At 63.0% G+C, this 25193-nt stretch carries 25 protein-coding genes; 14 read left to right on the top strand and 11 right to left on the bottom strand.

Annotated elements, in window-relative coordinates; all coding sequences use genetic code 11:
• Positions 1-64 precede the first annotated feature (64 nt).
• The gene (locus PQQ53_RS10340) at positions 65-970 is read right to left on the bottom strand and encodes a LysR family transcriptional regulator (RefSeq protein ID WP_408323959.1); all 906 of its coding nucleotides are present in this window, start codon (positions 968-970) and stop codon (positions 65-67) included.
• Positions 971-1197: 227 nt separating this feature from the next.
• Here PQQ53_RS10340 and PQQ53_RS10335 point away from each other — a divergent pair, with 227 nt between their 5' ends.
• Positions 1198-2316 (top strand): hypothetical protein, encoded by a 1119-nt coding sequence (locus PQQ53_RS10335; RefSeq protein ID WP_408323957.1) that lies wholly within the window; start codon positions 1198-1200, stop codon positions 2314-2316.
• 73 nt (positions 2317-2389) lie between these two features.
• Here the strand turns inward: PQQ53_RS10335 and aroQ are convergent, their stop codons facing one another.
• Genes aroQ through PQQ53_RS10320 form a run of 3 tightly spaced genes read right to left on the bottom strand, consistent with a single transcriptional unit; the run spans position 2390 to position 5395 of the window.
• Complete coding sequence (gene aroQ, locus PQQ53_RS10330) at positions 2390-2827, bottom strand: type II 3-dehydroquinate dehydratase (protein WP_408323955.1); 438 nt, start codon at positions 2825-2827, stop codon at positions 2390-2392.
• A 47-nt stretch (positions 2828-2874) separates the two neighbouring features.
• The gene (locus PQQ53_RS10325) at positions 2875-3942 is read right to left on the bottom strand and encodes a Gfo/Idh/MocA family protein (protein WP_408142545.1); all 1068 of its coding nucleotides are present in this window, start codon (positions 3940-3942) and stop codon (positions 2875-2877) included.
• 46 nt (positions 3943-3988) lie between these two features.
• On the bottom strand, positions 3989-5395 hold the full coding sequence (locus PQQ53_RS10320; RefSeq protein WP_408142543.1) for an MFS transporter: 1407 nt from the start codon (positions 5393-5395) through the stop codon (positions 3989-3991).
• Positions 5396-5647: 252 nt separating this feature from the next.
• Between PQQ53_RS10320 and PQQ53_RS10315 the strand changes: the two genes are divergently transcribed.
• Complete coding sequence (locus tag PQQ53_RS10315) at positions 5648-6604, top strand: LysR family transcriptional regulator (protein WP_408323953.1); 957 nt, start codon at positions 5648-5650, stop codon at positions 6602-6604.
• 280 nt (positions 6605-6884) lie between these two features.
• Positions 6885-8408: a CoA-acylating methylmalonate-semialdehyde dehydrogenase gene (locus PQQ53_RS10310; protein WP_408153042.1), complete on the top strand. Its 1524-nt coding sequence runs from the start codon at positions 6885-6887 to the stop codon at positions 8406-8408.
• Between the two features lie 96 nt (positions 8409-8504).
• Here PQQ53_RS10310 and PQQ53_RS10305 read toward each other — a convergent pair whose 3' ends face one another.
• From PQQ53_RS10305 to PQQ53_RS10290, 4 genes are all read right to left on the bottom strand, one after another.
• The gene (locus PQQ53_RS10305; protein ID WP_408323952.1) at positions 8505-9857 is read right to left on the bottom strand and encodes an MFS transporter; all 1353 of its coding nucleotides are present in this window, start codon (positions 9855-9857) and stop codon (positions 8505-8507) included.
• A 67-nt stretch (positions 9858-9924) separates the two neighbouring features.
• Positions 9925-10488, bottom strand: coding sequence for an isochorismatase family protein (locus tag PQQ53_RS10300; RefSeq protein ID WP_408153040.1), 564 nt, complete (start codon positions 10486-10488; stop codon positions 9925-9927).
• Between the two features lie 26 nt (positions 10489-10514).
• Positions 10515-10967, bottom strand: coding sequence for a MarR family winged helix-turn-helix transcriptional regulator (locus PQQ53_RS10295; protein WP_408142533.1), 453 nt, complete (start codon positions 10965-10967; stop codon positions 10515-10517).
• Between the two features lie 124 nt (positions 10968-11091).
• Positions 11092-11739, bottom strand: a complete 648-nt coding sequence (locus PQQ53_RS10290; RefSeq protein WP_408142531.1) for a VTT domain-containing protein — start codon at positions 11737-11739, stop codon at positions 11092-11094.
• Positions 11740-11853: 114 nt separating this feature from the next.
• Here PQQ53_RS10290 and PQQ53_RS10285 point away from each other — a divergent pair, with 114 nt between their 5' ends.
• Positions 11854-12381, top strand: a complete 528-nt coding sequence (locus tag PQQ53_RS10285) for a GNAT family N-acetyltransferase (protein ID WP_408323950.1) — start codon at positions 11854-11856, stop codon at positions 12379-12381.
• Between the two features lie 154 nt (positions 12382-12535).
• On the opposite strand, the gene PQQ53_RS10280 is transcribed toward PQQ53_RS10285, so the two are convergent.
• Both PQQ53_RS10280 and PQQ53_RS10275 read right to left on the bottom strand, forming a co-directional pair.
• Complete coding sequence (locus PQQ53_RS10280) at positions 12536-13597, bottom strand: alkene reductase (protein WP_408323948.1); 1062 nt, start codon at positions 13595-13597, stop codon at positions 12536-12538.
• Positions 13598-13680: 83 nt separating this feature from the next.
• On the bottom strand, positions 13681-13983 hold the full coding sequence (locus tag PQQ53_RS10275) for an ArsR/SmtB family transcription factor (RefSeq protein ID WP_121321401.1): 303 nt from the start codon (positions 13981-13983) through the stop codon (positions 13681-13683).
• 595 nt (positions 13984-14578) lie between these two features.
• On the opposite strand from PQQ53_RS10275, the gene PQQ53_RS10270 reads away from it, so the two are divergent.
• Complete coding sequence (locus tag PQQ53_RS10270) at positions 14579-15211, top strand: PH domain-containing protein (RefSeq protein WP_408142525.1); 633 nt, start codon at positions 14579-14581, stop codon at positions 15209-15211.
• Between the two features lie 134 nt (positions 15212-15345).
• Here the strand turns inward: PQQ53_RS10270 and ppk2 are convergent, their stop codons facing one another.
• A complete protein-coding gene (gene ppk2 / locus PQQ53_RS10265; protein WP_408142523.1) occupies positions 15346-16161 on the bottom strand; it encodes a polyphosphate kinase 2 in 816 nt (271 codons plus the stop codon).
• Positions 16162-16364: 203 nt separating this feature from the next.
• Here ppk2 and PQQ53_RS10260 point away from each other — a divergent pair, with 203 nt between their 5' ends.
• The 9 genes from PQQ53_RS10260 to PQQ53_RS10220 all read left to right on the top strand — a co-directional run bounded on the left by PQQ53_RS10260 (position 16365) and on the right by PQQ53_RS10220 (position 25190).
• Positions 16365-17045, top strand: coding sequence for a hypothetical protein (locus PQQ53_RS10260; RefSeq protein ID WP_408142521.1), 681 nt, complete (start codon positions 16365-16367; stop codon positions 17043-17045).
• A 427-nt stretch (positions 17046-17472) separates the two neighbouring features.
• Complete coding sequence (locus tag PQQ53_RS10255; protein ID WP_408142519.1) at positions 17473-18060, top strand: BPSL1445 family SYLF domain-containing lipoprotein; 588 nt, start codon at positions 17473-17475, stop codon at positions 18058-18060.
• Positions 18061-18143: 83 nt separating this feature from the next.
• Entirely contained in the window at positions 18144-18332 is a 189-nt protein-coding gene (locus PQQ53_RS10250) for a hypothetical protein (protein WP_408142517.1), read from the top strand.
• A gap of 2 nt (positions 18333-18334) precedes the next feature.
• Positions 18335-19756, top strand: a complete 1422-nt coding sequence (locus tag PQQ53_RS10245; RefSeq protein ID WP_408323946.1) for a DUF2252 domain-containing protein — start codon at positions 18335-18337, stop codon at positions 19754-19756.
• A gap of 886 nt (positions 19757-20642) precedes the next feature.
• Positions 20643-22076 carry a PAS domain-containing sensor histidine kinase gene (locus PQQ53_RS10240; protein ID WP_408323944.1) on the top strand — a complete coding sequence of 478 codons (1434 nt, stop codon included), beginning with the start codon at positions 20643-20645 and terminating at the stop codon, positions 22074-22076.
• Positions 22073-22717, top strand: coding sequence for a response regulator transcription factor (locus PQQ53_RS10235; protein WP_459252108.1), 645 nt, complete (start codon positions 22073-22075; stop codon positions 22715-22717). The genes PQQ53_RS10240 and PQQ53_RS10235 overlap by 4 nt, the downstream gene beginning before the upstream one ends.
• A 161-nt stretch (positions 22718-22878) precedes the next feature.
• Positions 22879-23265, top strand: a complete 387-nt coding sequence (locus PQQ53_RS10230; RefSeq protein ID WP_408142511.1) for a response regulator transcription factor — start codon at positions 22879-22881, stop codon at positions 23263-23265.
• A 211-nt stretch (positions 23266-23476) separates the two neighbouring features.
• Complete coding sequence (locus tag PQQ53_RS10225; protein WP_408153030.1) at positions 23477-23869, top strand: hypothetical protein; 393 nt, start codon at positions 23477-23479, stop codon at positions 23867-23869.
• 16 nt (positions 23870-23885) lie between these two features.
• The gene (locus PQQ53_RS10220; RefSeq protein ID WP_408153029.1) at positions 23886-25190 is read left to right on the top strand and encodes an efflux RND transporter periplasmic adaptor subunit; all 1305 of its coding nucleotides are present in this window, start codon (positions 23886-23888) and stop codon (positions 25188-25190) included.
• The last annotated feature ends 3 nt before the right edge of the window (positions 25191-25193 follow it).

Below are 25193 nucleotides of genomic sequence, written 5' to 3'. Positions count from 1 at the left end.
GCCGGGCGTTCAGATGAAGTAACTCATAGATTCAGTGAAACTGAATTGATGCGTGGCTCGCGGACTATCGCCGCCACGGCGGCAGCGGCCTGAATCGACTCTGCAAGTACTGCATGAAATGACGTGTGCGCGCCGGCAGCCCCGCGCGCTGATGTGTGAGCGCGATCACATTCGCGTCCGGTGCTTTCCATCCCGGCAGCAACCGCACGAGCTTTCCTTTGGCGATATCGTCGGCGACGTCCCACTCCGAACGCAGAATCACGCCGCGTCCCTCGCAGGCCCACTTGCGGATCACGTCGCCGTCGTTGCAGCTCAGGTGCGCCGATACGCGCACGCTGCGGCGCATGCGGCCTTTGCTGAACTGCCACAGCGACACGTCTTCATTGTTTTCGCGCAGCAGGATGCACGGCAGCCTGCTCAACTCGTCCGGCGACTGCGGCGCCCTCAGCCGCTTGAGCAGCGCGGGCGCCGCGCAGACGAAACGCGCATTCGGCGCGATCGTGTAGCCGACCAGATTCGATAGCGGCAACTCGCCGATATGCACGACGATGTCGAAACGATCCAGCGTGTCGGTCAAAGGCCGGTCGGAGAGCGTGAGCGCGACGTCGATATCCGGATTCTGTTGCTGGAACTCGCCGATCGCGGGCGCGAGATGGCGCCGCCCGAATCCTAGCGGGGCGTTGATTTTCAGCGTACCGACGAGGCCGCCGCGGCGCATCTGCAAGTCGTCGAACAATGCGTCGAACTGCTCGACGAGTTCGGCGCCGCGTTCGCACAGCAGCGTGCCTTCGTCGGTGAAATGCAGGCGGCGCGCGGTGCGGTTCACCAGCTGCGCACCTAGCTTCTTTTCGAGTTGCTGAAGGCGCTGCGTGACAGCCGACGGCGACAGCCCCAGTTTGCGCGCTGCGGCGATCAGACTGCCGCTTTCGCGGAGGGTCAGCAGGAACCGGATATCGGCCGAATCGTTCATATCAGCAATGGATGAGTGCGCAAGTCTGGCAGCATAATGCGTTTGGCGGCGCTGTTCCATGACCGTCGGCTGTGCACCCGGGCGAACGCGGCGCGGCCTCGCAAGGTAAAGTGATGTTTCCGTCACGAAGCCGACAGCCCGGCCCGCTAAAGTATGAGCCGCCATGCAGCGGCGCGGGCAGTGTCCGCTTTCCATCGAATCGTTGTCGCTTTCAGAAGAGAAGTCCCATGCCGTTGTCACAAGGGCCGTCGAATGGTCCGTCGAGCACCGCTGACGGGCCGGTTTCCCGATCGAACGAGGCCGCGCGGAAAAGTGCGCTGAAACAGGCGGTATTTCTGCACACGGGCTGGCGCAGCGCAGGCACGTGGGTCTGGTCCCGTCTGCGTGAACTCGACGCGGCAACCGGCTTTTATGAACCGCTCAGCAACGTGCTGGCCGAACTGAGCCTCGCCGACGTGGCCGCCTCCCGTCCCACGCTGACCTCGGGGCATCCACCGCTCGCCGCGCCTTACTTCGACGAGTACCGCCCGTTCCTTCAGGACAGCGCGCGCGGCGTGGCCGGCTATCGCAAACGCTTCAGCATCGATCGTTTCGCGAGCGTGCCGGATGCGGAATTCCCTGCCTTACAGGCCTATTTGCGCAATCTGTGTGAACGTACCGTCGAACAGAACAGCGTGCCGGTCTTCAAGTTTTGCCGCTCGTCGGGCCGGCTCCCCTGGTTGAAACAGGCCTTTCCCCAGGCGATGCACGTGGGCGTGCTGCGCAATCCCGCGTCGCAGTTCGCCTCGGGATGGCTGCTCAGTCAGCAATGGAGCAATCCGTTTTTCGTCGCCGCGCCGTTTCGTGTGCTCGGTCTGAATCAGTCGGACCCGCTGGTCAGGCAGGCGATCGATGTTTGCGGTGCGAGCTTGCCGCCCGTGGGATCGATGCCGGACGACGCCTATGCGGCGGCGTGCGAGCAATACGCGCGCACGGCGGAAGGCAATAACGCCTATCGGGCGTTCGTTGCATTGTGGATTCTCTGCGCGTTGCGAATGGCCGAGGGCGTCGATTTGCTGGTCGACATCGACCGGCTCGGGCAGTCGCGCGACTACGCGGCAGGTTTGCGCGCTGCGTTCGAAGCGCAGAGCGGTTTGTCGCCCGACTTCGGCAGCGCCCGCGATCTGGTCGAAGAAACGCGGCGCAGCGCGGCACGCATGGCGGGGATCGACGGACGCGCCATGCGCACGGTGCATTCCGCCGCGCTGAAGTTCCTGAAAGCGCAGGGCGGTGTCGATGCCGTGTTGGTGGACGTGGTGCGCGAGAAGATGGTGCTGGCCAACGAACTGACTGAGCAATGGCGCTAATGGCGTAGTACACGCGACGTGGCGTTGCGTGCGTGAAAAGAGGCCGCACGCAACGCCAGGCATGCTCCGCTAGCTAGACAGTCGCCGACACAGCCGCCCGTAGCCCGAGCAGATAACTGTCGACGCCAAAGCCGCAAATCTGCCCTTTGACGATCTCCGCGAACACGGACTGATGCCGGAACGCTTCGCGCGCGTGAATGTTCGACATATGGATTTCGACCACCGGCACCACCAGAATGGCGAGCGCGTCGCGAATTCCGTAGCTGTAGTGCGTCCATGCGCCGGCGTTGATGAGCACGCCGTCGACGTTGTCGGTGAACGCCTGGTGAATGCGCTCGCACATGGCGGCTTCGCTGTTGGTCTGGAAGCTTTCCACGTGAACGCCCAGTTCCTTGCCGAGCGCCTGCAGCTTGCTGTCGATTTCAGCGAGCGTGATGGTGCCGTATTGCGCCGGATCACGTTTGCCGAACATGTTGTGGTTGATGCCGTGCAGCATCACGAAGGTTTTCATCTGGGATCCTGAAGAATGAATTTGCCCGCGTGGCGCACCGCACGGTATTAATGAGCCGACGCGACGGCGGGCGTGGTGTCCACGACCGAGCCCGCGTTCGCGGCTTCGGCGATGGCCTCGGTAATACGCAGATTCTGCAAGCCGTCCCGGGCGCTCACGAGCGGCTCCGTATCACGGCGAATCACGCGTTCGAAATGAGCCAGTTGCAGCTTGAGCGGATCGTCGCGCGTCATGGCGGCGACGCTCACGTCGAACGGTTTCCACCACGAACGGTCCTCGGCTTTGCCATACGTTTTCAGGCGCATGGTCGGCACCGACAACGAGCCGAACGTGCCCGCGATCACGTAGCAATCTTCGTCCGGATACGACGGGTAGGCCTTGTTTTCCTGCGAAGTCTGTTCCCAGCTACGCGCGCTCGCCGCGGTGTCCGACAGCATGAAACTGCCGAGCGCGCCGCTCGCGAAACGCAGATTGATCGCGACCGTGTCTTCGACCGGAAAGCCGCGCGTCGCATGCGAGGAAAAAGCCTGCACGGCGACGATGTCGCCGCACAGCATGCGCAGGTTGTGCACTTCGTGAATCATGTTCAGCAGAATCGGGCCGCCGCCTGGCTTGCGCCGCCATTCGGCGTCGGCGAAGTACTGGTCGGGTTTGAAAAACACCGCGCTGCCCATCACCGCGACCAGTTTGCCGAGGCGGCCTTCGTCGATCAGTTGCCGCGCGCGCGCCATGATCGGACTATGCGCGCGGTGATGGCCGATCAGCAATGGCACGCCGCTGCGCTCGACTGCGCCGACCAGCATCTCGGCTTCATCGACGGTCGGCGCGATCGGCTTTTCGAGGAGCGTCGGCACGCCGGCCGCGAGGCAGGCCAACGCATGCTCCACATGCAACTGGTTCGGCGTGGCGAGAATCACACCGTCCGGACGGTCCCGTTCGATCAGTTCGTCGAGCGTGCGGTAGAGCGGCACGCCGGCCTGCGCGGCGATCGGCCCGGCCGCCGGCGAAGGATCGACGATCGCCGACAGCGTGCACGTGCCGCTCTGTTGCGCGACGCCCATATGCGCGCGGCCGATATAGCCCGCACCGGCCACGGCGATCCGGGTCCTGTTCATGAATTGGGTCCTCTGCGGTTGCGCTCGGATGCGTGAGTGTCGGCGCTCACGCGACGGCTTTTTTTGCGTCGGCCATGGTCTGCGCGCGCAGGGCTTCATAGCTGTGCTTGTCGATCGGCACCGCGTCGGGTTGACCCAGATCGCTCAGCTTGACGCGGAAGTTCTCGCGCGCACTCCATGCCGTGGCCGCCGCGATGACCGTGATGCCGAACGTGATCGCGCCGATGGTGAGCGGGATGTTGTTCGATCCGGGCGGCGCGACGTAGGCGAACAGGGCCGGCAGCAGTGCGGTGATCGTCGTACCGATGTTCTGGCCGATCGCCATGGCGGACACGCGCGAGCGGGTCGGGAACAGTTCCGGATAGAAGCTCGGGAAGGTCGCGTTATAGCCTTGATAGACGATGCCCCACATGAGGATCGACATGACCATGGCGAGCGGCACGTTGCGGATGCTGATCGCGTAGAGATACGCGAACGAGAGCAGGCCCGCGCCGAGCGCACCGACGATGATCGGCAGGCGCCGCCCGATACGGTCCGACAGATTGCCCACATACGGAATCACCAGCACCGCGACGATGTTGCCGACCACGGGAATCCACAGATAGACGCTCTTCGAAAAACCAATGCCGTAAGACTGCTGCACCGCATACGCCGCGCCGAAGATCGTGGCGACCACGGGAATCACATTCATCAGCGAGCAGCCGACCACGCGCAGCATATCGCCCCAGTTGTAGCGGAAGGCTTCGACGATCGGCGACTTCGGCACGTTGCCGCTCGCGTCTTCCTTGGCGAAGGCGGGCGTTTCGTCCACCTCGCGGCGAATGTAGTAGCCGGCGATCAGCACCACCGCGCTGAGCAGGAACGGAATCCGCCAGCCCCACGAGTTGAAGGCACTATCGTCCATGAAGTAGGCGAGCGGCAGGAACACGGCGGCGGCGAGAATCTGGCCCGCCTGCACGCCCTGCAGCGTGAAACTCGCGTAGTAGCCGCGTCGTCCGAATGGCGCGTGTTCGAGAATCATCGAGCTCGCGCCCGAGATTTCACCGGCGACGGCGAAGCCCTGAATCAGACGGAGGATCACCAGAAGCGTCGGCGCCAGCATGCCCACCTGATGGTAGGTAGGCAGGAAGCCGACCGCCATCGTCGAGAAGCCCATCAGGAACATGCATACGAGCAGCACGTTCTTGCGGCCGTGGGTGTCGCCCCAATGCCCGAGCACGACCGCGCCGATCGGCCGCGCGACGTAACCGACGCCATAGGTGGCGAGCGAGGCGACGATCGCGATCTTCGGGTTGCCGGATGGAAAGAACAGCTGAGGGAAGATGAGGGCGGCCGCCTGAGCGTAGATGAAGAAATCGTAGTACTCGAGCGCCGAGCCGATCCAGCCGCTGGCGGTTGCTTTGCGAGCTTGCGAGCCATGCCCGTGGGTGCTCGCCGATGCGTTCGTTTCCATATCGTCTCCTGAACAGAAATGTTTTTGTCAGCTTCTATGGCTGACTCATTGGCGCGCTGAAATCAAAACTATGCAAGCCAGGACTTTCCGGGACGCGCTGGCCGGCGCTCTGTTACCGGTCGTTGCCGCATTGCGGTACAGGGTTAACCAGTACCTGGGTGTCCGGAAGATCGCGCCCGGTCTGCCCTGGCTTGCCCGATCAATCCGTTGGAGCTAGGGTAATGTGCTTCTGCACGGACACAATGCGCCCAGATGGAAAATCAGAATGCGCTCACAGCCAGCAATGAGTCCTTCCTGCGTGATCTCCAGCTGTTCTGCAACATCGCGCGGCGGGGCAGCTTCGTCGCGGCGTCGACGGAGATGGGCTTGTCGCCCTCGCATGTGAGCAAGCGGATCGCGATGCTGGAGGCCAGTCTCGGCGTGAAGCTGTTTCAGCGCACCACGCGGCGGGTCAGCGTGACGAGCGATGGCGAAGCCGCTTTGCAGTGGGCGCAGAAAATACTCGACGACGTGCAAGGCATGGCCGATGCGTTCGCCGATCGCCGTACCGAGTTGCGCGGGCTGCTGCGTATCAGCACGAGTCTGCGGCTCGGCCGCAAACACGTGTCGCCGATTCTCGCGATGCTGCGCGAGCGTCATCCGAATCTGGAGATCTGGCTGGAGTTGCTGGACCGCCGCGCGGACCTGGTTGGCGAGAACTTTGACATCGACGTGCGCGTGGGCGAAGTGCAGGAGCCGCATCTGATCGCGCACAAGATGGTGGAGAGCGCGCGGATTCTTTGCGCGTCGCCCGCTTATCTCGAGCGGCGAGGCACGCCGGCCGATCTGGGCGACCTGACACAACACGACTGCCTGCTGTTTCGCGGCCGCGACGATCGCTTCGGCGTCTGGCGTCTGGCCGGACCGGATGGCGAAAAGAGCGTGAAGGTGACGGGCACGGTCGCGTCGAATCTCAGCGATATCGTCGTGCAATGGGCCAAGGACGGCTACGGCGTGGTGATGGTGTCGATCTGGGATGTAGCCGAGAGTCTGCGCGCCGGCGAACTGGTGCGCGTGCTGCCGGACTACCAGCAGTCCGCCGATGTGTGGGCCGTGACGGCGGAGCGGCTGTCGTCGTCGGCGAAGATCCAGGTGTGCATCGAATTCCTCAGGGAACAGTTGACGTGCGGACCGTACGCACTCGTCACGCGGGGCGTGGGCGGGTTTTGACGCTCTGCGCGTCGTGAGTCGCCCGCGTGTGCGTATCGCTTCGCTGCCGACGCGCGCTGCCCCATGACAGTTGCGACGCAAAAAACAATACAGTGAGGCGCGGTTCTATCGCGCTGTATCGGGAGTATGACCGGCGCCGTCGATACAGTTGGCGGGTCTTCATGAAGCCAGCGCAGCGGGCGGCCCGCCGCTTTCATGCGCTGTGCGACGCAGCCCGATATTTCTTGCTCACGGCCAGGTGGCGAAGCGCCGTGGCCTATCCCGAACACGAGGTCAGAACATGAATGTAGCGAACAAAGAAGCGCAGCTGTCGGTGCGGCAACTGGGTCATTACATCGGCGGTGCGCCGGTCGAGCCGACGAGCGGCCGCTTCAAGGACGTGTTCAATCCCGCGACAGGCAAGGTGACCGGTTCGGTCGCGCTGGCTTCGGTCGAAGAAGTGGACGCGGCCGTCAAGGCTGCGAAGGCCGCGTTTGCTGCGTGGAGCGAAACGGCGCCGCTCAAGCGCGCCCGCATCCTGTTCAAATTCAAGGAACTGCTGAATCAGCATCACGACGAACTCGCGATGCTGATCACGCGCGAACACGGCAAGGTGTTCACGGACGCGCAAGGCGAAGTGGTGCGCGGCATTGAAGTGGTCGAGTTCGCGTGCGGCATTCCGAACCTGTTGAAGACCGACTTTACCGACCAGATCGGCGGCGGCATCGACAACTGGAATCTGCGTCAGCCGCTCGGCGTGGTAGCCGGCATCACGCCGTTCAATTTCCCGGTGATGGTGCCGATGTGGATGTTCCCGGTCGCGCTCGCATGTGGCAACACCTTCGTGCTGAAGCCGTCGGAGCGTGATCCGTCGGCATCGCTGCGGATCGCCGAACTGCTGAAGGAAGCGGGTCTGCCGGACGGCGTATTCAATGTGGTGAACGGCGACAAGGTGGCTGTCGATGCGCTGATCGAACACCCGGACGTCGCGGCGCTGTCGTTCGTGGGATCCACGCCGATCGCCGAATACATTCACACGGAAGCGTCGAAACACGGCAAGCGCGTGCAGGCGCTGGGCGGCGCGAAGAATCACCTCGTCGTGATGCCGGACGCCGATCTCGACCAGGCCGTCGATGCGCTGATCGGCGCCGCGTACGGGTCGGCGGGCGAGCGTTGCATGGCGATCTCGGTCGCCGTGGCGGTGGGCGATGTCGCCGACCAGTTGATCGACAGACTGGTGCCGCGCGTCAAATCGCTCGTCATCAAGAATGGCGAGCACCTCGACGCCGAGATGGGGCCGTTGGTTACCGCCGAACATAAGGCCAAGGTGGCCGGCTATATCGCCTCGGGCGAGGCGGAAGGCGCGCAGCTGATCGTCGACGGCCGCGCGCATCCGGTGGCGGCGGAGGAAGGCTTCTTCATCGGCGGTACCTTGTTCGACAACGTCGGCACGCAGATGAAGATCTACAAGGAAGAGATCTTCGGCCCGGTGCTGGCGGTGGTGCGAGTGCCCGACTTCGCTAGCGCCGTCGAGTTGATCAACGCGCACGAGTTCGGCAACGGCGTGTCGCTCTTCACCTCGGATGGCGGCGTTGCCCGTGCGTTCGGCCGGCAGATTCAGGTGGGCATGGTCGGCATCAACGTGCCGATTCCGGTGCCGATGGCGTGGCACTCGTTCGGCGGCTGGAAGCGTTCGCTGTTCGGCGATCACCATGCGTACGGCGAAGAGGGCGTGCGCTTCTATACGCGCTACAAGAGCATCATGCAGCGCTGGCCGGACAGCATCGCGAAGGGCGCGGAATTCACGATGCCGGTCGCCAAGTAAGCTGCCGCGCAGCACCAGTACGGCGGTACAGATAAAAGCCGCGCCTGATCGAATCAGGCGCGGCTTTTTTGCATTGAATCAGATCGGCGGCGTTGTCTAAACGCTCGACGAAGCGTCTTCCTCCGCTTCGCTCACGGCGGCGCTCTGCACCGCGGTGACGGGACCGACGTAAGACGTTGCCGCGCTCGCAACCGGACGCGGGTCGTCGATGCTGTAGCGCAACCGTCGCCCTTCGACGTACACGCGCAACTGCCGGTACTTCACCAGATAAAGCAGACCGACGAGCGCCGCAGCGAACCCCGATGCGGCACCCACGCCGAGCGCCCAGCGCGGGCCGAACCGATCCGCGACCCAGCCCACCACCGGTGCGCCGAGCGGCGTGCCGCCCAGTGCGATCGCCAGCAGGATTGCGATCACGCGGCCGCGCATCGCGGGCTCCGTGGTGAGCTGCACGAGACTGTTGGTGGAGGTCGTGAAGGTTTGCGTCGATACGCCGATCACGACGAGCGCCATGCCGAACAGCACGTAGTTCGGCATCAGCGCGGCCACGGTGCAGCCCACGCCGAAAATCGCGCCCGCGCCGAGCAGCAGCGCCATCCGGGGCCGCGCGCGGCGCGCGGCGAGCAGTGCGCCGGTGACCGAGCCGATCGCCATCGTCGAGCTCAACACGCCGTATTGACTGGCGCCCGCGTGAAAGGCCGTGACCGACATCGTGGAGATGAAAATCGGGAAGTTCAGTCCGAACGTGCCGATCAGGAACAGCATCAGCAAGGCCGCTTTCAGATCGGGACGCGTCCACACATACCTGAAGCCCTCGACGAAACTGCCGCGCGAGCGGACGGCGCGCGGCTTCAGATGCAGTTCGTGCAGGCGCAGCATGCGCAGCGAACCGAGCACCGCGACGAAAGACAGCGCGTTGATCAGGAACACCCAGCCGGTGCCCACCGAGGCGATCAGCAGCCCCGCTACCGCGGGCCCGATCATGCGCGCCGCGTTGAACGAGGTCGAATTGAGGCCGACCGCATTCGCCAGATCGCTTTCGCCGACCAGATCCGATACGAAGGTTTGACGCGCCGGAGAATCGAACGCGGTGACGCAGCCGAGCAGCCCCGCGAAAACGTAGACCTGCCAGAGCTGCACGAGCCCGGTGATCGTGAGAAGACCGAGCGCCAATGCCAGCGAGCCCATCGCCGCCTGGGTGGCGAACAGCAGCTTGCGGCGGTCGAAATGATCGGCCGCATAGCCGGTGAGAGGCAGCAACAGCATTTGCGGTCCGAACTGCAACGACATGACGATACCCACGGAAGTCGCATTGTGATGCGTGAGTTCCGTGAGTACGAGCCAGTCTTGCGCCGTACGCTGCATCCATGTACCGACGTTCGAGACGATTGCGCCACTCGCCCAGACCCGGTAGTTGAAATTTCGCAGCGAACGGAAAGTGCCTGTCACAGCCTGCTTCCCGTCCGAGCGGCGAACCATGCTGTGAGCAGGCGCGAGCGCGCGCTCAGGCGTATGGTCATGCGCGCGTGCTGTCGAGCAGGGCGAGGACCTCCTGCGTCGTGCCGGTTTCGCCCAGGCGCGGGAAGATGCGTGTGATGCTGTTGGTGTGCGCATCCGCGTTCATGTCGGTCATCGCGTCGACGACGAGCGTGACGTTCAGGCCGAGTTCGCTCGCGTAGCGTGCGGTGGATTCGACGCCGATGCTGGTTGCGATACCCACCAGTACCACTTGCGTCACACCTTCCTTGCGCAGATAGGCTTCGAGGTCCGTGTTCGTGAACGCGCCCCAGGTGCGCTTGGTCACCAGATGATCCGACGGCTGCTGCTTCAGTTCGGGCACGAGGTCCGCGAAACCGGCGGGGAAGTCGCCGCTGTGGCGCCCCTGGTCGGTGCGGCCCGGTGCGCCGGCCGCGACGTTCACGAGCACCACGGGCAGACCGTGGCGGCGAAACGCGTCGAGGACGGCGACCGAGCGTTGGACGATTTCGCTCGCCGGGTGAACGACGGGCAGTGCGACGATGCCGCGCTGCAAATCGATGACGATCAGTGCGGTCTTTGCATCGAGAGTGGTGAGTGCCATGGTGTGCTCCAGGATGGTACGAGTCGTTACGAGTCGATCAGGCGTTTGAGCAGGTCGACGCCGATTGCGAGTTGTTGCTGCTCAGCCGGCGAGAAGTGGGTCTGGATGGTGCGAAACAGCCAGTCTTCGCGTGCGGCCCGGGCGGCCTTGATTTTCTTGCGAAAGGCCGGAGTCAGGGAGAGAACCGTCTGCCGGCCGTCATTCGGATCGGGTGCGCCGGTGACGAATCCCGCGGCTTTCAGCGCCGAAAGCGTTTCGCCCATCGATTGCGGGCGCATGCCCCGCGCCCGCGCGAGCGCCGTGACCGTAGCCGGACCTTCGCGCTCCAGCAGGGCGAGAACCTGCATTTGCGAAGGCGTGAAGTCGCCCACATTGGACTCTTCACGCAGACGGCGGCGCAGTTTCACGCCCACCACGCGCAGGTCTTCAGCCAATGCGTGCAGCGCTTCGGGGGTAGGCGAAGGGGCATTCCTGCTCATGCGATGGCGGCCAGATGTGAAGGTTACCTGCGAAGGTTACCTTCGTATACCCTTCGAGTCAAGCTGAGGGCGCTGGCGCGACCTGCCGCCACGCAGGTCACGCGAGGCATGCCGTGCCCGGAGGTCAGGGAGCGCGCAAGCGCCGATGGACCAGGCGCCATAGCGTGCCGCCGATCAACATGGCGCCACCGAGCGCAATGCCCAGCAGGACGATCGCACTCATATGATCGCGCACCATCGGCATGTTGCCGAACAGGAAGCCGGCCGCCATCAGCAAGACGACCCACAGGACCGCGCCGGCGCTCACGAGCCACACGAAACGCGAGAACGTCATGCGCGAAACGCCGGCGACGAACGGCGCAAACGTGCGCACCACGGCGATGAATGGCGACAGCAGAAAGGTCAGGCCGCCGCGTGCTTCGCTGAAATCGTGCGCTTTACGCAGCGCGCGCTTGCTGAGCCAGCGATAGTCGGCGGTATAGACCTTTTCGCCGACCGCGTGGCCGATCGCATAGCCGACGATGCTGCCGCCCACCGTCGCCACGAACAGCACGGGAGCGACGATCCAGGCATTGAGCGCACCCGTGGCCGCAAGCGCGCCGCAGATGAAAATCAGCGGATCGCCCGGCAGGAAGAACAGGGGCAGGAAGCCGTACTCGACGAACACGACGACAAACAGCAGCACATATGCGCCGTTGCCGAACTGCGTGATCAGTGTGCTCAGGTGCTGGTCGAGATGCAGCGCGACCTGCAACACATTCAGGAGATCCATCTTGGGCCGGAGGGGAGTCAGATGTCAGGAGTGTAGTCCCGCGGCAGCGCAAGCACTTGTGTATTTGTCGATGGGGATGTCAAATATCGGGCGATATCGTCGCTTCGAAACGCCATGCAGCCTGCACCTACTGTCACTTTCCGTTTTGCCGCGCCGCGCGAGGCGAGCGTGATTCGCACGATCGAATTCGAAGCAGGCCAGCGCTTCGCCAGTGTCGGCATGAGCGGGATTGCCGATGCGCCGCCGATGGCGCTGGCGCTCGTCGAACGCAAGATCGCCGCGTGCGAGATCATCGTCGCGGTGGACGCCGATGCAAAGTGCGCGGGCTTCGTGATGTTCGAGCCGCAGCCCGCGCGCGTCTATGTTCAGGAGCTCGACGTGCTTACCTCGCATGCCGGGCGGCGCATCGGCGCTGCGCTAATCGAGCAGGTCGCGCAACTCGCGCGCACGCGGCAATTGCCGCAACTCGTTTTGTCGACGTATCGTGAGGTGCCGTGGAACGCGCCGTACTATCGGCGGCTGGGGTTTCGCGATATCGAGCAAGCCGAACTCGATACGGCGTTGATCGCGCGGCGCGACGCCCATATCGCGCGAGGACTCGACGAATCGAAGCGCGTGTTCATGCGGCGTGATCTTGAGTGACGTGCGGGATTTCGGCGCGCACGGATTGCAGTGAACGTGCGAACGTTGTGAACGGATCACGCGCAAAAAAATGCGGCGGGCGATGAGCCGAGCATCGTTCGCTCATCGCCCGCCGCGCGTTTTTTACAGCGTCCCGCGATTCACACGCGGCCGCTTATTCCACCGTTTCCAGCGCCGGATAATCCACGTAGCCGGTTTCGCCGCGCGCATAGTAGGTCGCCGGATTCGGCTTGTTCAACGGCGCATTCGTCTCGAACCGGCGCACCAGATCCGGATTGGCGATGAACAGTTGACCCCATGCCACCGCGTCCGCTTCGCCCGCGTCGAGCACCTGCTGCGCGGTCTCCTTCGTGAACTTCTCGTTCGCAATGTACGGGCCGCCGAATGCCTTCTTCAACTGCGGGCCGAGGCGGTCGTCGCCGAGCGATTCACGGGCGGCAACGAACGCGATCTTGCGCTTGCCGAGTTCGCGGGCCACATAGCCGAAGGTGCCGGCCGGGTCGGAATCGCCCATCGCGTGCGAGTCGCGGCGCGGTGCGAGATGCACGCCGACGCGGTTCGCGCCCCACACGTCGATACACGCGTCGGTCACTTCGAGCAGCAGACGCGCGCGGTTTTCGATCGGGCCGCCATAGGCATCGGTGCGCTTGTTCGTGCTGTCCTGCAGGAACTGGTCGAGCAGATAGCCGTTCGCGCCATGCACTTCGACGCCGTCAAAACCCGCCGCTTTCGCGTTTTCCGCGCCCTGGCGGAACGCTTCGACCACGCCGGCGATTTCAGCGAGTTCCAGCGCGCGCGGCGTCACGTACGGACGTTCCGGACGCACCAGGCTCACATGACCTTGTGCCGCGATCGCGCTCGGCGCAACCGGCAATTCGCCGTTCAGGAACAGCGGGTCCGAGATGCGGCCCACGTGCCACAGTTGCAGGAAGATCTTGCCGCCCGCGGCGTGCACGGCGTTCGTGACGAGCTTCCAGCCTTCAACCTGTTCCTGCGACCAGATACCCGGCGTTTCCGCGTAGCCGACACCTTGCGGCGTGACCGACGTGGCTTCGCTGATGATCAGGCCGGCCGTCGCGCGCTCGGCGTAGTAGCGCGCCATCAGCGCGTTCGGCACGCGGATTTCTTCGGCGCGTTGACGCGTCAGCGGCGCCATGATGATGCGGTTCGACAACGTGATGTCGCCAATTTGCAGCGGATCGAAAAGAGTCGGCATAAGAGTTCACCTTTGGCGACGGGCGCGGCCCGAGCCTGAAAAAACTGCGTGATGAAGGTAGCGCGGCGACGCGAGCGAAGCGTTCAGAGCCGGGAGTTCATATGATCGAGGAACGCCTGGATGACGGGCTCGTTGCGCTTGAAAAAGACCCATTGACCGACCCGTTTCGATGTGACGAGCCCCGCGCGCTGCAAGGCCGCGAGGTGCGCCGACACGGTGGACTGCGACAGGCCGCAGCGCGCGTCGATCTTGCCCGCGCATACGCCGTGATCGAGCGGCAACTCCTGATCGGCGAAATGCGCGTGCGGCTCCCGCAGCCAGCCGAGAATCTCCCGGCGGACCGGGTTGGCAAGCGCTTTGTGGATCGCGTCGATATCGGGTTTCATCTGGGTTTCGTTCAAGCTATTCGACAACAGGCAGCCGGGACGCCGGATGGCGTCGACGCATCTGCATCGCTACAGGACGAAGTATATATCGTAATTCTACGATATGCAGGAAAGCACTATTGGCGATGGGGCGATCGCGTATGGACGCGCAAGGAGGCACACTCGGCCCTCTTGCGACGTACACGCATCCGACCGCAATGGCCGCAATGGCCGCAGGTCTCGCTAAGGCGGCCATACGGTGAAAGCGTGCCCGGCAATGGTGGCTCGTCTTTCGTTCTCGGGCGGCTGTGGGATAGATGCTTTGCTATTTCCCGTTCTCTGGACGCGGATCGGGCCAGTCGAATATCCCGCTCGTTGCAGCGAGACATCAACGCCGACAAATTTCCCCTCTTATGCATTCGTGCCGCGATGCCGCCCTTAAGGCGCTTCTCGCTGCCGCACTTTGCCGGATAACGACCGCCGCAGGTCGCTCTCCAGCAGCCTTTCGCAACGGGCCGCCTAACGACAGTTCCTCGCACCGAAAGAGGCCGTGGGCCGGTCTGCAACGAGCACTGCGTTACAATCGCCCCATGTAAGTGTGCTTGGCGTAACGGTCATGGCATTGTCGCCGGTCAACAGTCAGTTCGCCGACGCGCAGCCCAATCAGGCGGCGCCGCCTTTTTCGACGGACGACTGGAGCCGTCGGTCAGAAAAAGGGATATACGCGATGGCTAATCAGGTGATTTTCAGCGGCGCGCCGTCGCAGGCCTGCAATCTTCCAGCGCTCCTGAAGGGGGGCGTTGTCATGGCAATGATTGGCGGTGTGCATCTCTGCACGTCGAACTCTTTCCCGTTTCAGTGGAATGTGCTGCTTGCACAGGCCGGCGCGGTTTTGATCGGTGTCGCTGTGCCGTTCGTCAAGACCGCGTTCACCCGAATCGTCATCGATACCGCCCGAATTTCCTGGACGCAGGGCATTCTGCATCGCCGTGTGTCGACTCTCGAACTTTCCCGGATTCAGTGCATCACCTCGATCCACCCATGGTGGCAGCGCCCGTTCGGCATCGGCACGGTCATCCTGACGACCACCGACGCCGCTCATCCCTTGAGGCGTTTGCCGGGCATCAGCAACGCGGATCAGCTCTGCAAGAGGCTTGGCGAGGCGGTAGCGATGCATCGGGAACGGCTTGGTTCCGCATACACGAATGATCCGAACGCACGAGGTTACTCTCAGGTGCACGGCATGTGAACGGGCGGCATCCGTTCGCAAATGCAGAATGGATCTCGCCGCATTGACTCCGCTGGCCCTGACGAAAACAGGCCTTACACGAGCGAACGCAGGGCCAGGAGACCCTGATATGCGCCACCGCGATCCCACTAAACTCAGAATCGCTCGGCGACGTATTTGAACGGATAGTCCGGTTCCTTATAGCCGTCGGGTTTCTGCCTTTTGGGTAGCGTCACTTTCTTGCGCGGTATCGTTTCATAAGGAATCCTGCTCAGCACATCGCTGATGATGTTCAGTCGCACCCGCCGCTTGTCGTTCGAATTCGCCACACGCCACGAAGCAATCCCGGTGTCCGTCGCTTCGAACATCGCGTCGCGCGCACGCGAGTAGTCATACCATCGGCTATACGATTTCAAGTCCATATCCGTGAGCTTCCAGACCTTACGCCCGTCGTGGATGCGGGCCTGGAGGCGGCGGGTCTGTTCTTCGGGACTGACCTCCAGCCAGTATTTGAGGAGAATCACCCCGGACTCGACGATCGCCCGCTCGACCAGCGGCAGCGCCTTGAGGAAGGCCACCGCATCCGCGTCGGAACAGAAGCCCATCACTCGCTCGACGCCCGCGCGGTTGTACCAGCTTCGGTCGAAGATCACGACTTCCCCGGCGGCCGGCAAGTGCGGCAGATAGCGTTGCACGTACATCTGGCTCTTTTCTCGCTCGGTGGGGGCGGGCAGTGCGATGACGCGAAACACGCGCGGGCTCACGCGCTCGGTGAGCGCCTTGATGGCGCCACCCTTGCCCGCGCCATCGCGCCCTTCGAAAACAATGCAGACCTTGCTGCCCGTTTGCACCACCCATTCCTGGAGCTTGACGAGTTCGACGTGCAGATCGAACAACGCCTTCCGATACTCCTTATATGAGAGTGACTTGCCCTCGACGGACGAGTCTGCTTTCGCCTGGGTCTTCGCCATTCCCCTATCTCCGCGCATACGTGAGCTGAGTCGTTACCGAACGATCTTCTTGCAATGTAGAGCGCGGCGCGCAGGAAGGCCATACGACCTTGGTCCAATATCGGCGCCTGTTCGCGAGCCGTATGCTGAGTGGTGTCGAATGCCATCGGCGCGTGCGGCCGGGTAGTGAGAGCGATCACACGCTAACCTCGGCGGGAGATTTCATGGGCTTTACTGGTCTAATGGATCGGCAGGACATCGGCGCTCGCGAGCCGATTCTGGATACCGTCGATCGGGTATCGGAATTGTGTTTTGGTCTCTTCATGGCGCTCACGTTCGTCGGGGCCGTGTCGGCCGCGACGGCCGGCGAAGGCGCCGGGCGCAAAATGTTCTACACGGCACTCGGCTGCAACCTCGCGTGGGGTCTGGCCGACGCGGTGATGTTTCTCGTCCGCACGCTGACGAACCGCGGCCGCCGGCTGACCCTCGCGCTGACCATCAAACATGAGCAGGACGCGGCCGCGGGCGTTCGTGCGCTTCGCAAGGCATTGCCGGCGTGGATCTCACCGCTGATCGCCGATACGGAGCTGGAACCGATCCGGGCGCGTATTGCCACCATCCCCGATTTGCCGAGCCGTCCGCGCTTTTTGCGCGATGACGTCGTCGGCGCGGCAGGCATCTTCGTGATCGTGGTGTTATCGACTTTCCCGGTGGCATTGCCGTTCGTACTGTTCGCGGACGTCTCGACGGCGTTGATCGTTTCGCGCGTGCTGACGATTGCCATGCTATTCGGCAGCGGGATGGCGCTGGGCTACCACGCCGGCTTCGGCGGATGGAGAGCGGGACTGGCGATGGCGGCGCTCGGCGTCGTGCTGACCATGGCGATCATTGCACTGGGTGGTTGATGGACAGGCGGCGATTGCGGATGGCGCATTCACGAAGCCTGGGGCGACATGGGTGCCGTCGGGCGATCGGTCCCTCCAGCGCTCACGCGGCGCATCCAGGGCGCCCCCTGTAAGACCAAGGTCCGATTTCCCAAATGCCGCGCCGTGACATCATGTAAGCGGAGGCGTTGCAGTCGCGGTTCTGGGTCGCCGAAGGCATGGCGGCTCGATATGTCCGGCGCAATCCGGACGTCTGTGCTGCGCGGACAGAAGGGGGAGATGCGGTAAGGACCTCACGGTTGTGTCGCGCACCAGCCCCCGTGGCGCGTGATGGACCGGCAAGCCAGGCTGCATGGCAGCCAACTGCCGGATTGCGATAGAGCAAGGGACCGAAGCGGCCAGACACCGGGGCCGGCGATTCGCACTGTAACCACAACGGAGCTCGATAATGAACAGACGGAACTTTGTGCAAACAATCGCGATTTCAGGCGCTGCCGCGAGTTTGGCGTTGACGGGTTGCACCACGACATCGGGTGGCGACAAGAGTCCCGAGACCGCCGAGTCGAAGCGGCAGCAGATCGATGCAGCCGTGAACGGCACGTTGTCGCGGCTGGGCACGGCGGTCAAGGGTTCGAATGAACTCATGGCGAAGGCCCAGGGGGTTCTGGTTTTCCCGGATGTGAAGAAGGCGGCCTTCATCGTGGGTGGCTCTCACGGCGATGGTGCGTTGCGTGTCGGCGGTGCGACCGTCGGTTACTACAGTACGACCGCCGCATCATTTGGATTTCAGGCCGGCGTTCAGTCGACCGCGATTGTCTTCCTCTTCATGACGAAGGATGCGCTGGACAAGTTCCGCAGTTCGAACGGCTGGTCCGCCGGCGCCGATGCGGGCGTCTCGGTCGCGAGAACCGGCGCCAACGGTGCGCTGGACACGTCATCCGTGAATTCGCAGGTCGTGGCGCTCGTATTGACCAATGCCGGTCTGATGGCGGATCTTTCGCTCTCCGGAACGAAGGTGAACCGGCTCGACCTGTAAGCGGGCAAGCGAGCGGGAAACGTGCGGGACTGTTCCGCCACGCTGAATCAGGCACGGTAGCCGACGGACGGTCGTGCAATCGCGTGGCGAACCCACTATCGCGGGCGGCGGGGGTGGGGTACGGCCGGCGCGTCGGTGCGCTGCCGGAGTCGGCGTTTGCCTGGCTCCATGTGGCGACGTCGGTCAGAACAGACCGCAAGGCGCTGCAGTCGATGTCGCAAAGCGTCGTGATGGATGACGTGGCTGGGCGTGAGCCGGACAACGGGGAATAACCATGCGCAAGGCCGTCAACTCTCCGCGTATGATCGCGGCGTCGCAGAGCGCGGGCACGTATCTGACCGCCGATGAACGGGCCCGCGATGGCCGGCTCCTGCGCGACACGGTGCCACGCGTGTCGCAGGCGGGCTGGCGGGCGCCCGCGGATCGTCAGGATCCGGTCGACTTGCTCATCAAGTCCAACGAGGGCCGCATTCCGGCGTTGATACCGATCCGCTTCGCGCGCATGTCGGCGTCTCCGTTCGCGTTTTATCGCGGTTCCGCCGTGCTGATGGCCGCCGATCTGGCGGGCACGCCGACGAGCGGCATCCGCGTGCAGGCGTGCGGCGATGCGCATCTGATGAATTTCGGCGGCTTCGCGACGCCCGAGCGCAATATCATCTTCGACATCAACGATCTCGACGAGACGCTGCCGGCGCCTTTCGAGTGGGACCTCAAGCGGCTTGCCGCGAGCGCCGTGATTGCCGCGCAGCATCTCGGACTGCCGCGCAGCGACGAAGCGCGTTTGGCGCGCGATCTCGTCGGCACCTATCGTGAACGGATGATCGACTACGCGTCGATGCGAGCGCTCGATGTCTGGTACGACCGGATCGACTTGCAGAAATACAGCGACCGCACGGGCGATCCGCAGATCGTCGAACAGGTGCGAAAGCGCCTCGCCGAGCGGATCGAAGCCGAGAGACAGAAGACGGTGCCGGACTATTTCTATCCGAAGCTGGTTGCACTGGACGGGGCGCGGCCCAGAATCAAGGACGAGCCGCCGCTGATCTATCATCCCGACGCTGAGCTCGCTCCCGGACTCGATTCCGGCTATGCCGATGCCATCGCGTCCTATCGCGAGACGCTACCCGAGCACATCCGGCTTCTGTTCGACCGGTTCCACTTTCTCGATCTGGTGCTCAAGGTCGTCGGCGTGGGCAGCGTCGGCACCATGTGCAGCGTCGGGCTCTTCATGGCGGCGGATAACGACCCGCTCTTCCTGCAAGTGAAGGAGGCGCGCGCGTCGGTACTCGAACCGTATGCCGGCAAAAGCCTGCATACGAATCATGGTCAGCGCGTGATAGTGGGTCAACGGATCATGCAGACCGCGAGCGACATGTTCCTCGGATGGACGCGCGGCAAGAACGGCCGCGATTTCTATGTGCGTCAACTGCGCGACATGAAGATGTCGGCGCTCATCGAGGACTGGGACGCGGGGATGTTGCGGCAGTACGCGAGAATGTGCGCCCATGCGCTGGCACGCGCGCACGCCCGCTCCGGCGACGCAGCCATGATCTCGGGGTACATCGGTTCCGGCCGAACGCTGGATGACGCCATCAGCGAGTTCGCGACCGAATACAGCGCACAGAACCGGGCCGACTATCGCGCGTTCGTCGGCGCGATCCGGGATGGGCGAATCGAAGCCGTGGCCGACGAATGACGGCCTTCGGCGATGCCATTTCACCGTTCTCCTGATCGTTGTCCTTCCCGCGCATAGGCCCGGGCTCGCCGCGACCCGGCGGGGCGGCGGTCATCTCTATCCAGCGGGCCAGCGCAATGACTCGTCATTCGCGACGCAGTTCAGGCCATGTCTTCGCCGCTAACGGCGCCCCTATTCATTGGCGTTCCTGACTGGATTCGCAGTACATCGCTGTGGATTATAGTGCCGGATCGGGATGCATTTTAAAAATCCGCTGCATGATGATAAGAGCCGCATCGAGAAATGCCGAATACAAATTAAACGTCCTCTAAATATCGCGGTTTTGGTAAGCGGGTTAACCACGAGTGGATTGTGTCGTTATAAATTTTCGGCATGATATTCGTTGGGGAAAAGCATGTCGCGGAAAGCGGGAGACGCGCTTCGTACGAGCGAAAGCCGCGACAAAAATCATTTCACCGGAGGGCTTGCATAGAAGTTCTGTCGCGCTCGAAAACCATGCTGCATGCGGTGTTCAGCGCCCCGCCATCGAACGAATGCCTGTTGCATATTAAAAAAGACGCCGTCGTCAGGTTATATCTAACTTCTGGAAAAGCGTATGGATAATTATTAACCAGGTACGAAGTCATATGTGCCATTATTCCGACAACAGCTGATATATGTCAGAAAGTACCAGACGCCTTCGCTTACAGTGGGCACGTCAGTCGGGAAAAATTGCATCTTTTTCTCATGAAATCGACGCTTGATGGTTCTATACTGTTTCCAAGTTACTGGTGTAGACGTAATCGGCTACGGAATCGGCATAAGTGGTGTAATCCGGCAGACCAAGCGTTGCGGTGGTGTTGACTGACTCCATACATGCACTAAGCACCGGTGACGGAGCTACCCGATGATCAACCTGATCGCGCATGGCAAGGACCTGATGCAAGGCGTGGTTGGATTTGCGATGACCTTCTATGTGCAACAGCGCCGTCCTTCCTCATGCTCCCATCGGGATGCACACGCCTTAGTTCCCAACACCGGTTCGATTCGTGAGGGGGGCGATCCTCGTATGGGATCGCCTGAAGCCGGATCGGCCGCTTTCATTCGCGACGCTACGAATCGATTCAGGCTGCCCGTCGCGGCTGACGAGCGTGAGCTTGCCGGTTCCAGGTCGCGATGGCGGGGCTACGCGGGCGCATGCGTGTCCTGGCTGGGCGGTGGCGGGCGCGTGAAGCGCGCGATGCTGGAGCAGCGAATTCCGTGGCGCGATGCGCTCGACATGTTGCCGGTCCCGATCCTCACGGTCGACCCGCAAAATCAGATCACTTTTGCGAACGCCAGCACGATCGAACTATTCGGCTACACGAGAGAACAATTGATCGGCGCATCGAGCGAGATGCTGTTCCCGATCCGTGGTCTGCGCGATGGCCATTCGACGGGTGCGGGTGACGACGTCGCAAGCAGCACGAGTCATGGAAAAACCACGCGGATGCGCTTCGCGCGGCGCAGCGACGGCGAAGGTTTCCACGTGGAAACCAATACGACGAATTACAGCGCAGGCAATGAGCAGGTGCAGATCATCGCGATATCGAGTCGCAATGCATGCCGCGAAGTCGATCGCAACCGCAAGGAGCTGACGCATCTGGCGCGCGTGGCTTCGTTGGGAGAACTGGCGAGTTCTCTTGCCCACGAGCTGAACCAGCCGCTTACGGCCATCCTGAGCAACGCGCAAGCCGCGCAGAAATTCATCGAATCCGATAAGGCCAATACGGCTGACCTGCGCGAGGCGGTGGACGACATCGTTCTGGATAGCTGTCGCGCGAGCGAAGTGATCAAGAAGATCCGCACGATGGTGCGAAAGGGCGACATGGAGTTGCAACCGGTGGACGTCGGCGGCGTGGTGCGCGACATCGCGCTGCTCGTGCACAGCGATGCGATGGCGCGCGAGGTCAGCACGACGTTCGACATTGCCGAGAATCTGTCGATGGTGTTCGGCGACAAGGTTCAACTGCAGCAGGTCGTACTGAATCTGCTGCTGAATGCCTTCGACGCGGTCAAGGAATGCGGTCCGAAGGACCGCCTGGTCGAAACGACCGTGCGGGAAGAATCCGGCGCAGGCGTGCGGATTACGGTGAAAGACCGGGGTCAGGGATTGACCGCCGACAAGATGAGCAAAATATTCAGGCCATTTTTCACGACCAAACCTCAAGGACTCGGACTGGGTCTGTCTATTAGCCGCACGATCGTGACGGCGCACGGAGGCCGGTTATGGGCGGAGAACAACAAGGGCAAGGGAGCATCCTTTCACATAACGCTGCCACGGGGCGCGGACCTGCGATAGGGCCGCCTCCGCCAGTCGCGAGTCAACCCGCCACCCGCGTTTTCATCGTCGACGATGACGAGCGGGTCCGGTGCGCGCTTGCCCGACTGTTGCGCGCGTCGGGTTATCACGTCGAATCCTTCGAGAGTCCGGAGGCTTTTCTGGACAGAGCCGATCTGGCCAGCACGCCCGCCTGCCTCATTCTCGATCTGCAGATGCCGGGGATGACCGGGCTCGACGTGCAGCGCAGTCTCAAGCAGTTGCTCCCCATCGTCTTTTTGACAGGGCGGGGCGACGTCAGCACGAGCGTCGAAGCCATGAAGGGCGGCGCGCTCGACTTTCTGCCCAAGCCGGTGTGCGAATCGCTGCTGCTGGCCGCGATCGATCGCGCGCTCGAACGGGCCTGCATCGAGTTTGCGAAAAGAAACGAAACCGCGGAGCTTCAGGAGCGGGTCAACCATCTCACGCGCCGCGAGCGCGAGGTCATGACGCTCGTCCTGACGGGGCGCCTGAACAAGCAGGTCGCCAGCGACCTTGGCGCGGCCGAAAAGACGATCAAGATTCATCGGGCTCGCGTGATGGAGAAGATGAAGGCCAGATCGATCGTCGAACTCGTTCGGCTCGCGGAAAAAGCCGGCCTGTACCCGGCCGACGACAAGTAGTCCTGCATGGTCCGATCAGGGGCCGGGGAACGTCTATCGTCCCCGGTTCCGCCGCACGCTGCCGCTAGTGGACCAAAGTCCTATATCTCATTTCCCCGTCTGCCGTTAGTCTGAAGCTCCAATGATCTATTCATGGAGCGACAGCGTGTTCGCGTCGCCATATGGTCAACCCCAACCAAATCGTTGCTGTGGTCGACGATGACGAATCGGTTTGCCGGGCCATCAAGCGTCTGCTGCACTCCGCAGGGATCGAGGCGGAGACATTCTCAAGTGGCGACGAACTGTTGAATACGCTGTCGGCGATTCCGTCATATCGGCCTGCGTGTGTCATTCTGGACATCCAGATGCCGGGAACCGGCGGCCTGGAAGTTCAGCGTCAACTCGCGCCGCTGGGATTGCCGATCATCATGATCACGGCACACGACGAACTCGTCGTTCGACAGGCGGCGCTGGCGGCGGGCGCCGCAGCGTATCTGCGCAAGCCTTTCAATGCGGCGATTCTGCTCAAGGCGGTGGAACTGGCGATAAACGGTCCGTTGCGCCCCTGAAGCACGCTCACCCCACCTGGCGATATGAGACCAAAGTCCCATTGTCTCCCGGTATGGCTACAACCAAACTGACCTAAGTCCGCGCGTCAACCGGGCGGCCGGCCGCTTCGAAGTGGATGCGCGGCTACCTGACCCGACGCGTTCGCTGGGTGACGGCGCGTGCGCGGGTTGACTGCGCGCGCAGCCTTCAAAGAAAACGCGGGAGTACGCGATGAAATCCGGGTCCGTTTTACTCACGATTCTGCTCAGCGTCGTCGCACTCGATACGTGGGCCGCCGGCTTCGACGGCAGCAAGCCGCTCCTGTGCGCGACGATCGACGCGCACGCGTGCGATCCGGGCATCGCCTGCACCCGTTCGTTGCCGGACGACATCGGCGCCCCGCGGTTTCTGTCGCTCGATTTCGACAAGAAGGTGATCACCGGACCCGCGCGAACGACGCCCATGCATGTCGCCAGCAAGGACGCCAACCAGATCATCATGGACGGCACGGAGATGGGCTTCGGGTGGACGCTCGTCGTCGATTCGACAGACGGATCGATGACGTTGACGATCGTCAATAGCCAGGACGCCATGGTGCTGTTCGGCAACTGTACGGTCTTGTGATCAGGCGGGTCGCTCAATGAAAACCGTCTCCGTCCTCCACTCCGCGCCGCGGCGGCATCTCCGCGAACCCGCGGAGCTGTCCGGCCGTTTCCATCGTTCAGGGCGCGCGCTGCTGTTTCTGGCGGCGGCCATGACCCTGCTGGTCGCCTGCAGGAAGCAGCCGGCTGCGCCAGCGGCCGCCGCGCCGGAAGTGACCGTCACGACCGTGGTCCAGCGCGATACGCCAGTCGACTTCGAATTTACCGCTCAAACCCAGAGTTCTCGCGAGGTGGAGATTCGCGCCCGGGTGGATGGCTTTCTCGACAAGCGCATGTATGTCGAAGGGCAGGTGGTCAAGACGGGTCAGACGATGTTCCAGATGGACAGCAAGCCGTTCGAGGCCGCGCTGCAAACGGCCAAAGGGCAACTGGCGCAGCAGCAGGCACGGCTGCAGGTCGCCCGGGCGAATCTCGCGCGCGTGGAACCGCTGGCCGCCCAGAACGCGTTGAGCAAGAAAGACCTCGACGACGCGATCGGCAACGAAAAACAGTCCGCCGCAGCGGTCATCGCCGCGCAGGGAGAGGTCCAGACGGCGCTGCTCAATCTCAGTTACACGACGATCAAGTCGCCGCTCACGGGGCTGTCGAGCTTTGCGCGTCAGCAGGACGGCAGCTATGTCACGGCCACCTCCAACAGCTTGCTGACCTACGTCTATCAACTCGACCCGATGTGGGTGAACTTCAGCATCTCCGAAAACATGATGCTGAAGTACCGCGACCAGATTGCCGCGGGTCAACTGAAATTCCCCCAGGACAACGATTTCGTGGTGCAGATCATTCTGGCCGACGGCACGGTGTTCTCGCAGTCGGGTCGGATCGACTTTGCCAATCCCGCCTTCAACACCGAAACGGGGACGTTCCTCGTGCGGGCGGTTTTCGCCAATCCGAAGGGGACGTTGCGCCCCGGTCAGTTCGTCAAGGCCCGCGTCGCGGGGGCCATCCGGCCCAACTCGATTCTCGTGCCGCAACGCTCCGTGCTGCAAGGCTCGAAGAGCCACTTCGTGTGGGTCGTCGACAACGAGTCGAAGGCGCACCAGCGAGTCGTCGAAGTGGGCGATTGGCAGGGCGAGGACTGGTTCATATCGGAAGGGCTCAAACCGGGCGAGCGCATCGTGGTGGATGGCGCGCTGCGCGTCTCGGCGGGGCAGCAGCTCAAGATCGTCCAGGGCCCGGTGCCAGGTGCCGCGCCCGCCGCGGCGGCCGCGTCCGAGAGTGCCGCGCCGCCGCCTTCCGCGCAGGCTTCGGGGACGGCGCAAGGAACCCACAGCGGTACGACCCAATGAAAG

Source organism: Paraburkholderia strydomiana (genome assembly GCF_046030495.1).
In the GTDB taxonomy this organism is placed as follows: domain Bacteria; phylum Pseudomonadota; class Gammaproteobacteria; order Burkholderiales; family Burkholderiaceae; genus Paraburkholderia; species Paraburkholderia strydomiana_A.
Note: the sequence above shows the minus strand (reverse complement) of the source record. Positions and strands in the feature narration are given on the sequence as shown.